This window comes from Oligosphaera ethanolica (assembly GCF_030814695.1).
Taxonomy (GTDB): domain Bacteria; phylum Verrucomicrobiota; class Lentisphaeria; order Oligosphaerales; family Oligosphaeraceae; genus Oligosphaera; species Oligosphaera ethanolica.
On sequence record NZ_JAUSVL010000001.1, the window covers coordinates 4,665,521 to 4,675,818 of the forward strand.

Genomic DNA, 10,298 nt, shown 5'->3' on the forward strand with positions numbered 1-10,298 from the left:
GGGGGAGACGGGCCGGGTACGGTCGGCGTGGATGACGAGGACGGTTTAATGAGCCGTCTTGTCGGAGTGGGCGAGACGCCCACTCCACGGCCGCGAGACGACATCGGTCAGTAACCATCCCGGAGGGGAAAGCACCGGGGACAATTTGCAGGAAACCCACGGCCAGTCGCCGCCCAGTCATTCGAACTTGATTTCCGCCGACCTTTGCGGCAGCGGAGTCATAGCGGGCCCAGAGTAGCAGCGGCTTCCAGCCGCTGTGTGCACGGCTCGTGCGGCGGGGGAGACGGGCCGGGTACGGTCGGCGTGGATGACGAGGACGGTTTAATGAGCCGTCTTGTCGGAGTGGGCGAGACGCCCACTCCACGGCCGCGAGACGACATCGGTCAGTCCGCACCACGGCCGGGAGACGGGCGCGCATTGGCGCCGGCAGCTCAGCTGCGTCTGGCATCAACGAGTGATGCATTACTGGGCAAGTCCTCAGGTATGTGCGGGCGGTCGTTTGCAGGACATGCTGCTTGGGCTGCAGCCGAAGTGGCGCTTGAAGACCTTTGAGAAATAGCCGCTATCCTCGTAGCCAACGGCGTCGGCGATTTCCGAGACGTTCATACGGCCGTCGAGCAGCAGTGTTTTGGCCTGGTTCATGCGGACCATGGTGAGATATTCGGAGAGGGAGAAACCGCTTTCGCTGTTGAACACGCGTGAGAGGAAGAATGGGCTGACGGAGAGGAACTCGGCGAGCATTTCCAGCGACAGCGGTTGGGCATAATGCTTGCTGATGTAGTTTTTAACTTCTTTGATCAGCCATTGGTTGCGTTTTTGGCGGTTTTGTTGCTGTTCGCGAATGGCTGGCGCGGCCTGGTTGAGCGCCAGGTATTTGAGGACGAGCAGAAGTACGGCATGAAAGCGAGCTTGGCTCAAGAGTTGGTCGTAGTCCGTTTCGGCCTGGTTGTCGTTGTAGAGCAGGTCAAGTTGCAGGCGGAGGTCCGCCCGTTGGGTTTCGGTCAGTTTGCTGACGACGGGTCCGCCGACGGCCTTGTAGAAGGCGTCGGCGGCCTGCGGCCAGTCGAAGGAGGCCATATAGACCTCGAATTCGCCGCTGCTGTCGAACTGGTCGCAGTGAAGAGTTTCTGCCGGAACGAGCACAAGGTCGCCCGGGCCGGCGTGAAAATGGCTTTTTTCGAAGTGCAATTCCAGGCGACCGTGGCGGATGAAGTGGAATTCCCAGTGTGCATTGACGTGGAAACGCTTGCGCCAGATGTCATCAAAGAGACAGATCCCGAAGGATCGCAGGGTTGGTATGACGGCAAGGGGGTCAGTCATGAGGCGGGATTCCATTGCGTGAGCGGATCAGTCCAGGTTGAGTTTCCAAAGCGTGTAGAGGATGGAGCATTTTTCGCCGGCGCGGCATTTCTGGTAATAAACCGTTAGGATGCTTTTATCGGCCAGCTCGACGGAGCAGGGGTAGCCGAGGTCGCCGTCGGGGGCGTCGTCCCGCAGGACGATGTCCTGGAGCCAGGTCTTGCCAAGATCGCGGCTGATTAGGGCGCGTTGACCAAAGGGCTGCATTCTGTAGCCGTAGACGCAGATTAAGGCGCCCGACGAGTGGAGGAGCAGGTGCGGTGGCGAGCCCATGGCGCCGCTGGGGCGAGCCACGGACCAGGTCGCGCCGCCGTCGCTGGATTCGCTGAAGAGGACCTGGAAGGGCTTTTCGTAGCGGACGGCGGCGAAGAGCCGGCCGTCTGGCAGCGCGGCGACGTGTGGTTCATGGGCGTGTTGATTGACCATGCCTTCGGGGAGGGGAATCTCACCGAGCAGGCGCCAGGTTTTGCCCTCGTCGTCGCTACTGGCGGCCTGGATGGGGCCGCCGCCTGCGTGCATGGTCTTTTTATCATTGAGGTCCCAGCGCTTGCCCAGGTAGAGCCAGCTGTTGTCGGCCAGGACGATGGGACCGTGGGGGGTGTTCACGGGTGCGCGCTGGAAGTCGCCCCAGTACTCACCGTCTTCGCTGATGCGGAACCAGGAGCCGATCCACTTGGCGCGCATCTCGTCCGTCCAGGTGTCCAGAAGCTTGCCCATGGCCTCGAAATCATCTGGCGGGAAGGACTTTTTCAGCCAGTTGTTGGGGTCGCGTGAAAAATAATGGGAGGTATTGGAGGTAAACCAGGTGACGAGGAGGCGTTGGCCACCGAGGCTGACGATGCCGGCGTCGCGGTCATCAAGGGGCGTGTTGTTAACGACCTGGGGATAGGTCCAGGTCTTGCCGTTGTCGCGGCTTTTGCAGATGGTGGTGCGTCCCCAGGGGCAGACATGCTGGAAACGCAGGCCGGAGGCGACGGCGCAGAGGGTGCCGTCGTCTTGGCGGGTGACGCTGGGCCAGCCGAAATAGCCGAACTTTTCCTGGGGCAAGGAACAAACGATGCCATGGCGGATGATGGATACCGGGCTGTTTGACATGGGTGCTTCCTGGTTGGGGGCTGCGGCTGCGGTGGGCTTGTTTTGACTCAGAGCGGCGCCAGCCATGCCGAGAGTCATGGCAAAGATGCCGCGAAACCAGTGTGGTTGTGGCTGCATGCTGCCCTCGCTGCGGGTTTGGCTGAGGTTGACGGAGGAGAAGCGGAATTGTCTGTGGCTGGCCTGGCAGCCAACGGGAAAACAATAACGGCAAGGGCCGCAGTTGCAACCCTTGCCGTGCTGAAAATCAGGTTGAGACGAAAGTGCCTCAGAAGGTGTAAGTCATCCCCATGCTGAAGATGTCAGCAGAGCCTGTGATGTCGCCCTTGACTGTTTGCCCGAGCACATCACGATAGTCCATCTTGACGTCCTTGAAGAAGATGTGGACGTAGCCTAAGTCGAGGGTGATGTTTTCGCTGTAGCGGTACTGAGCACCGCAGGTGAGCCAGTAGCGGTCGGCGTCAGGCAGGCGGGGCGTGCGATCTTCGACGTCTTCAACGGGGGTCTGGTCGTAGGCGACGCCGCAGCGGACGGTCCATTTGTCATTGAGGTCATATTCGGTACCCAGACCGACGCGCCAGCAGTCGCGCCAATTCATTTTTATGGTTTCGTCATTCTTGGGACCGCGAGGCCAGCCAAGGGCCTTGGCTACTTCAGGGTCGAAATTGACTTTCAGTTCTTCCATGACGCTCCATTCGGACCAGCAGACATCGGCCATGACCGTCCAGCGTTCGGTGATGTCCTGTTGTACGCCGAGGTTCAGCATGGCAGGGAGGTCCAGGTCGGCTTGGGCATCGTCGGTGACTCGGGCTCCAGTGGGTACTGAGCCGCGTACGCGGGCTTCGAGGTCGAGGTCGTGGGTGATGCGGGAGCGATAGCCAATACCAAGGCGGGTGCCTTCGACGGGAATATAGAGCGCACCAATGGCAAAGCCCAGAGCAACCGAGTCGCCTTTGAGTTTGAGCTGGCCATTTGGGTAGGGTCCCCCAAGGTTAGCGGGGTACTTCGAATACGGCAGTGCCTGCGAGAGGCAGACGTCGGCGTATTCGATGACGGGGCCGGCACCGATGGAGAGGGTGTCGAGGGCCTTCCAGGAAATGGTGGGGTTGATGCTGACGACGGCAATCTCGGTATCCAGGGCGATGTACTTGCCGCGCCAATGGGTGTTGTAGCCCGTGCTGGTGCCGGAGGTAGCGGACATGCCCAGGCCGACGCTGACGGTGCTGGAAATTGGTTGCACCCAGTAGATGTTGGGAATGACCGACCAACCACCGAAACTGCCATTGTCTTCGCCAGCGGCCGTGCTGCCCTTGTCCTCAAATTCGGCCTTGGCGCGCAGGAAATGATTGCCAATAATGATCTTGCCCTTCTCAAACCAGGCAGGAGCAGCGGCGTTGAAGTACAGGGCGGAAGGATCTTCGATATCAGCCGTCATACCAGCCAGCGCGCGGCCGGCGCCTGGTACACTCTGCTCAAGAATGGAAAAACCGGCACTCCATGCTGGCGTACCCATTGCTGCCAACATCACTGCGAAGACAACTAGGGACCGAAGACGTTGTTTGCGAAACATGCTTGTTTCCTTCCGTATGAACATTTCCTGACTCATGACCTTGCCTGCGGTCTTTGCCGCATGGGCGCATAAAATAACGCGCTGGATGCGGAAAAGCTACTCAGTCACTGGAAAAATGACAAAAAAGGTTAATATGTCACGATGAGAATCGTAGTATATTGATTTGTAGCACATTAAAGAAGTTAGTGAACTTGCCATCGTGTTGATTTATGCCAAGCCGATGTTGAGAGCGCGGCCGATTTGGTAGACGATGGTGGTGATGACGTAGGCGAGGGTGGTGAGCCCGCCAAGTTGCCCAATGGTGATTTTCCAGGACTGAGTTTCCTTGTAGACGACAGCGACGGTGCCGACGCAAGGAATGGAGATGAGGCAGAAGAGCATGAGGCAGAAAGCCTGTAGGGGGTTGTAGCTGTCGCGCAGTTTTTGTCGCAGCGCCTGAGCGGCGTCTTCGCCCTGGCCGACGGAATGGAGGATGGCCAGCTGTGAGACGAAGAGCTCCTTGGCGGCGAACGCGCCGATGAGGGCCGAGCTGGCTTTCCAGTCAAAGCCGGCGTAGCGCATAGGGACGGCGAGTTTTTTGCCGATGCGTCCGGCGAGCGAATAATTGAGCTTTTCGGCCTGGTGTTGGCTGACGAGTTCGTCCTGCGCGCGAGATTTCTCTTCCTGGCTCATGGTTGTGCTGTTGTCGATGGTTTCGGCCAAGGCCTTGTAGTCATGATCAAAGACCTGTTTTTGGGGAAAGGTGTTGATGAAGAAGAGGACGATGGATGCGCCGAGGATAATGGTGCCGGCCTTGTGGAGATACACCATAGCGCGTTCGCCCATGTGGATGAGCAGGCTTTTCATGGTGGGCATGCGGTAGGGGGGCAATTCCATGACAAAGACTTCGTCCTCGCCTTTGAAGATGGTGGCTTTGAGGATGGCGGCGATGCCCAGGGCCAACGATGCGCCAATGATGTAGATGATCCACATGGTGACGGCCTGCATCCGGAGTGGGAAGAAGATGGGGATGAGCAAGGAGTAGATGGGCAGGCGGGCGCCGCAGCTCATCAGGGGCAGGATGAGGATGGTAGTGAGGCGGTCACGTTCGGACTCAATGGTTCGGGTGGCCATGACGGCTGGTACGGTACAGCCGAAGCCCAGCAGCATGGGGATGAAACTCTTGCCGTGGAGGCCGAATTTGTGCATGAAGCCGTCCATGACAAAAGCGGCGCGGGCCATGTAGCCGGTGCCTTCGAGGAAGGCGATGGCCAGGAAGAGGAGGAGGATATTGGGGATGAACATAAGGACGCCGCCAACGCCGCCGATGATGCCTTCAAGCACCAGCGCCTTGAAATAGGGCAGGGCGGCAGCAGGCCAGGCGCTGTCGATCAGAGCGCTCACGCGGTCAAGCAGGAAAGCGACGATCTCGACCAGAGGCTCGCTGCAGATGAAGGTGAAGGCAAAGACGAAGAGCATGATCAGCAGGAAGATGGGCAGGCCGACATAGCGGTTGGTGACGACCTTGTCAATGCTGTCGGACACCAGCCGGCGTTGCTCGTTGTTGAGGGTGATAGCCTCCCGGCAGGCGCCGGCGATGACGCCATAACGACAGTCGGCCATGAGCGTGGCGCTGCTGATGCCATGGCGGACGGCCAGGCGTTCGCGCAGTTCTGCAGCCACGGGCAAGAGCGGTGCGAAGGCTGGCAGGGCGCAGATCTCGGGGTCGTTTTCCAGCAGCTTGATGGCGAAATAACGCGGTGGGATCGCTTGCGTGGCGAAGTCCTGTTTGTCCTTGACGGCTGTGGTGAGGCTGTTGATGGCTTGGTCGATGTGCTCGCCGTAGCGGATGATCGCGGGTTTTTGCGCTTCACCGACCAGGAGTTTGGCGGTGAGCGCTTTGAGCTGGTCGATGCCTTCTTCCCTGGAACCGACGGTTTCAACGATGGGCGCCCCGAAGTAGTGTTCGAATTTGGGCAGGTCAAAGACGAAACCGCGGTTGCGGGCGTCATCGACCATATTGAAGACCAGCAGCATAGGCACGCCGAGTTCAGCCAATTGCGTGCTGAGGTAGAGATTGCGCTGCAGATTGGCCGCATCGACGACGTTCATGACGAGGTCGATCGGCGTTTTGAGTAGCTCGCGAATGGCGACTTTTTCTTCGGGGGATGACGATGACAGGCTGTAGATGCCAGGCAGGTCGATGATCTCAATGTTGACATTACCGATGCGGCAGCTGCCGCACTTGCGCTCAACGGTGACGCCGGGGTAATTGCCGACGTGCTGGCGGGTACCAGTCAGGGCGTTGAAAATGGTTGTTTTACCGCAGTTGGGATTGCCGGCCAAGGCAATGCGATAGAGATCCTTCATGGGACGGACACCTCTGGATATGAGCGGGAGTGGGTGAGTGGTGGCGGATAAAGTGACGGGCGGTGGCTCAACTCATCTGTTTCAGCCAAATGTGGGCGGCGTCTTTACGGCGTAGGGACAGGCTGCTGCACATGACTTTGACGCGCAGCAGGTCGCCAAAGGGCGCGTGGCCTTCCATCTGCAGCAGCGTGCCGCGGACCAGGCCGAGGTCGGCAAATTTTTTCAGCGCGCGCAGATTTTCGTCTACATGGACGACTACGCCCTGCCTGCCGATGGGCAATTCACTGAGACTGATGAGATCAACGCCATCCTCGACGCAGAGCTGGGGCATGGTCTGGTTAAGGAAATCGCGGAGGGGTTTGCAGTCCTCGCGATTGGCGATGGTCTTGGCCAAGACGATAAAGCGCGACATGACCTTTTCACCGATGACGTGTTCGATGCGGCAGGCGGCTTCGTCGGCTTCCTGCGCATCCAGCTTCAAGACGTCCTGGAAGAATTTTTTCATGGCGACATGTCGGTGTCTGATGACGGCTGCCTGTTCGGCGCCGCGCGCGGTGAGACTGACGGGCATGTGCGGCTGGTAGACGATGAGGTCGCGTGCGTAGAGGGTTTGCAGCGCATTGGTCACCGATGGCATGGTCACGTGCAGCTTTTCCGCGATGTCTTTGGTGTGGGCGTGATCATTTTCCGCGATGATTTCCGCGATGGCTTCCAGGTAGTCTTCAAGGCTGCTGGAAATGGGCGGTGAAGTGCGAGTGTCGTTGGGCATATCAGCTCCGGGAATTGAGGGTGCGGGATGCGGAACGAGGCTAAATATAAGACGCGTCTAAGGATTAGCAAGGGCTAAGAAACACAACGCGGCAGTTTGCGTCAGGTAAAGCGACGCCAGTCGTGAGTGGTGGTGGCCGATCTTGTAAATGCCCTTGCGGATTTTATAGTAGAAGGCTCATTCTTTCCTGACCGCAACGCACGTACCCGACGACGAGAAAGAGGCTACATGAAACAGACGCCGGAAACCATTATACTTGTGAATTTTGCCTGTGCGGACATTCAGTTGTTGGCGCGTGGCATTCGTAGTGAGGGCATCTACACGATGGTCATGCCCTACACTGTGAGCAAAGAGCGGATCATGGCTGAGAAGCCGTCCGGGCTGATATTCTGTCACGATGGGGAGCCGGCTGCGGCGACGGCGCCCTTGGCGGCGCTGGGTCTACCGACGACGACTGCGAGCAGCCGGACTCCGGTCGCCGAGTTGACGGCGTTCTGCAAGGAGCGTTGCGGCTGTCATGGCAGCTGGCGGATGGCGTCCTTTATCGATGATGCGGTCAAGGACATTCGTGAGCAAGTGGGTGACAGCCGGGTGGTATTGGGCCTTTCTGGTGGTGTAGACTCCTCCGTTGTTGCGGCGCTGGTTCATCGTGCCATTGGCGACCGCCTGACCTGTGTGTTTGTCAATCATGGCTTGCTGCGTAAGAACGAAGCCGAGATGGTGCAGGAGATTTTTGCGCGCAACTTCAGCATGAATCTGTGTTATGTGGACGCATCGAAGCGCTTTTTGGACAAATTGGCTGGCGTAGCTGACCCGGAGCAGAAGCGCAAGATTATTGGCAAGGAGTTCATTGATGTCTTTGCCGAGGCCGCCCGCGAGATTGGCGCGCCATTCCTTGGCCAGGGCACGATCTATCCGGATATTTTGGAGAGCATTCCGATGGATGGCAATCCCGCCGGGGTGATCAAGAGTCATCACAATGTCGGTGGGCTGCCGGAAGATTTGCATTTCAAGCTGGTCGAGCCGTTGGAGCGCCTGTTTAAGGACGAAGTGCGTGTGGTAGGTCGGTTGCTGGGTTTGCCTAGCGAGTTGATTGATCGTCATCCATTCCCGGGGCCCTCGTTGGGTGTTCGCCATGTGGGGCCCATCTGCCGGGATACTCTCGCGATGCTACGTGAGGCCGATGCGATTGTGACGGACGAGCTGATCAAGGCTGACTGGTATCACAAGACCTGGCAGACCTTTGCTATTTTTGTTCCGGTCAAGACCGTCGGCATCAAGAATCACCAGCGCAGCTACGACTACGTGATAGCCATTCGTTCCATCAACAGCGTGGATGCGGTGACGGCGCAGGTTGTGCGCCTGCCATGGGAACTGCTGGAAAAGATGTCCGAGCGGATTGTGCACGAAGTCAATGGGGTGAATCGCGTGGTTTATGACATCACGGCGAAACCGCCGGGCACCATTGAGTGGGAATAATGCCGCCTACTGTTGTGCCAGTGCGACAGTAACAAATAAGCAAAAAGCCCGCATGGACCATCGGTTCATGCGGGCATTTTGCTTATCGGAGCCTACAGCCAGGAGAAGAGGGCTTGTTATCGCCCAAGGGCTGGCAGAGGTATTGGCTTGGCCTGGTAAGGCATCGCGGTCTGGTCAGTCATTGCCGTCCATGCGGCGGACGGGGAAGCGCATACGCAGATCACGCATATAGTCGTCGTAGCGGCGTTTTTCCTCGGCCTTTTCGAGGGTCTTGCGGATGTCATCGCGCAGCTGGCTGGTCAGCTCTGGGACGCCGCCTTTTTCGTAGTCGATGAGTTGGACGAAGAAGACGCTTTTTTCGAAATCGATGGGCTTGGTGGCGACTTGACCTCTTTCCATGTTGGTTACGGCGTTGACGAGCCGCTGGTCGATATCGCTGAGCCAGCCCTGATCGCCGCCGCCGGTCGCGTTGGCTCCTTCCGAATACTCTTTGGCGAGATCTGCGAAGGGCGTCCCCTGGGCGATTTTGCTGGCGACTTCTTTGCAGACATCGTCAAAGCGGTTGAGGAACCGGCCATCTTTCTTGAGTTGGATGACTGCCAGGCGGTAGCGGGTGGGGGTGCTGAGTTTTTCGGGGTATTCGCGGTAGTAGTTGTCGATTTGCAGGTCGGATATCTGTAGGCCCTTGGTGACGCGTTCGCGTAGAAGCAGTTCGACGGCGAGGTCTTTGGTGACTTTTTCCTGGAAGTCTTTCATGCTGAGGCCTTCGGCGAAGAGACGTTCTTCAAATTGTTTGAGATTGCCGCCGGTGGTATCCTTGACGATTTCATCAATGCGAGATTGTAGGAAGGTCTGGGGGATTTTGGCCTCGATACGTTTGAAATCAAGATAGACCAGTTCGCGGTCGATCATATCATCAAGGATTTGTTTGCGCAATGCGATAACACGGCGACGGAGTTCATCGCCGCTGAACTCCTGCTGGAGTCTTTTTTCACTGTTGGCGGAGCGCATTTGGACATCAAGGGCGGTGATGACCTCATCGCCAACGATAGCCAGCAGGGCATCGCCGAAACTACCCTGCGCAAAGGACGGTATGGCAAGGCAGCAGAGGACGGCACAAAGAAGGGCGCATTTTTTTATCATTGGGTATTCTTTCAATGGAGACACACACGGTAGCCATGGCGATGTGGGCAACGTCGTCGCGGGTGATAGGGACCGCCGCGGGACGATGCAGGCGCGAGAGCTCATAATCTAGCCTTCTGCCGCTGTTTTGCTATGGGCGGGGAGTTGGCTTTGCTGCACTCCGTGTAATCGGTCACCCAATGATATCGGCTGCCAGTCATGCTTCTCTCTGGCGCGGTGGGACGCGACGTGCCAAGCGAATGTGGCGCCCTCCGGGCGCAACTATAACGTGCTATCCTACCCCGGGTTGCGTCGCCCTCCGGGCGCCTCACCCGGGGTTATGCATGGTGCGGCCCTCCGGGCCGAAAACCGTCGGAACGATTAGCGCTCTCAGTAGTCCCACGTGTCAACCAACCGGTCCCCAAAGTCCAAATCGTCATTCCCCATAGTCCCGAAAGTCCCCACAGTCCAGGCCATGGGTCGTGGGTCGTGAGTCGTGAGTCTTCGCCCCAGGCCGCCGCCAAAAAGCGCCGCCGGGACGGCGGCGCCTGGGTGTGG

Annotated in this window: 7 protein-coding genes; 1 reads left to right on the forward strand and 6 read right to left on the reverse strand. The window is 58.4% G+C overall.

Annotated features, from left to right (window positions below; all coding sequences use genetic code 11):
• Positions 1-477: 477 nt before the first annotated feature.
• The 5 genes from J3R75_RS16440 to J3R75_RS16460 form a co-directional block, all read right to left on the reverse strand.
• Positions 478-1,320 (reverse strand): helix-turn-helix transcriptional regulator, encoded by an 843-nt coding sequence (locus tag J3R75_RS16440; RefSeq protein WP_307263841.1) that lies wholly within the window; start codon positions 1,318-1,320, stop codon positions 478-480.
• 27 nt (positions 1,321-1,347) lie between these two features.
• The gene (locus tag J3R75_RS16445) at positions 1,348-2,571 is read right to left on the reverse strand and encodes a sialidase family protein (RefSeq protein WP_307263843.1); all 1,224 of its coding nucleotides are present in this window, start codon (positions 2,569-2,571) and stop codon (positions 1,348-1,350) included.
• 148 nt (positions 2,572-2,719) lie between these two features.
• Positions 2,720-4,021: an OmpP1/FadL family transporter gene (locus tag J3R75_RS16450; protein WP_307263845.1), complete on the reverse strand. Its 1,302-nt coding sequence runs from the start codon at positions 4,019-4,021 to the stop codon at positions 2,720-2,722.
• Positions 4,022-4,228: 207 nt separating this feature from the next.
• Positions 4,229-6,370, reverse strand: coding sequence for a ferrous iron transport protein B (gene feoB, locus J3R75_RS16455; protein WP_307263848.1), 2,142 nt, complete (start codon positions 6,368-6,370; stop codon positions 4,229-4,231).
• A gap of 67 nt (positions 6,371-6,437) precedes the next feature.
• Entirely contained in the window at positions 6,438-7,139 is a 702-nt protein-coding gene (locus J3R75_RS16460; RefSeq protein ID WP_307263851.1) for a metal-dependent transcriptional regulator, read from the reverse strand.
• Positions 7,140-7,367: 228 nt separating this feature from the next.
• Here J3R75_RS16460 and guaA point away from each other — a divergent pair, with 228 nt between their 5' ends.
• Positions 7,368-8,618, forward strand: coding sequence for a glutamine-hydrolyzing GMP synthase (guaA, locus tag J3R75_RS16465; protein ID WP_307263854.1), 1,251 nt, complete (start codon positions 7,368-7,370; stop codon positions 8,616-8,618).
• 174 nt (positions 8,619-8,792) lie between these two features.
• On the opposite strand, the gene J3R75_RS16470 is transcribed toward guaA, so the two are convergent.
• A complete protein-coding gene (locus J3R75_RS16470) occupies positions 8,793-9,761 on the reverse strand; it encodes a SurA N-terminal domain-containing protein (RefSeq protein WP_307263856.1) in 969 nt (322 codons plus the stop codon).
• Positions 9,762-10,298 lie beyond the last annotated feature (537 nt).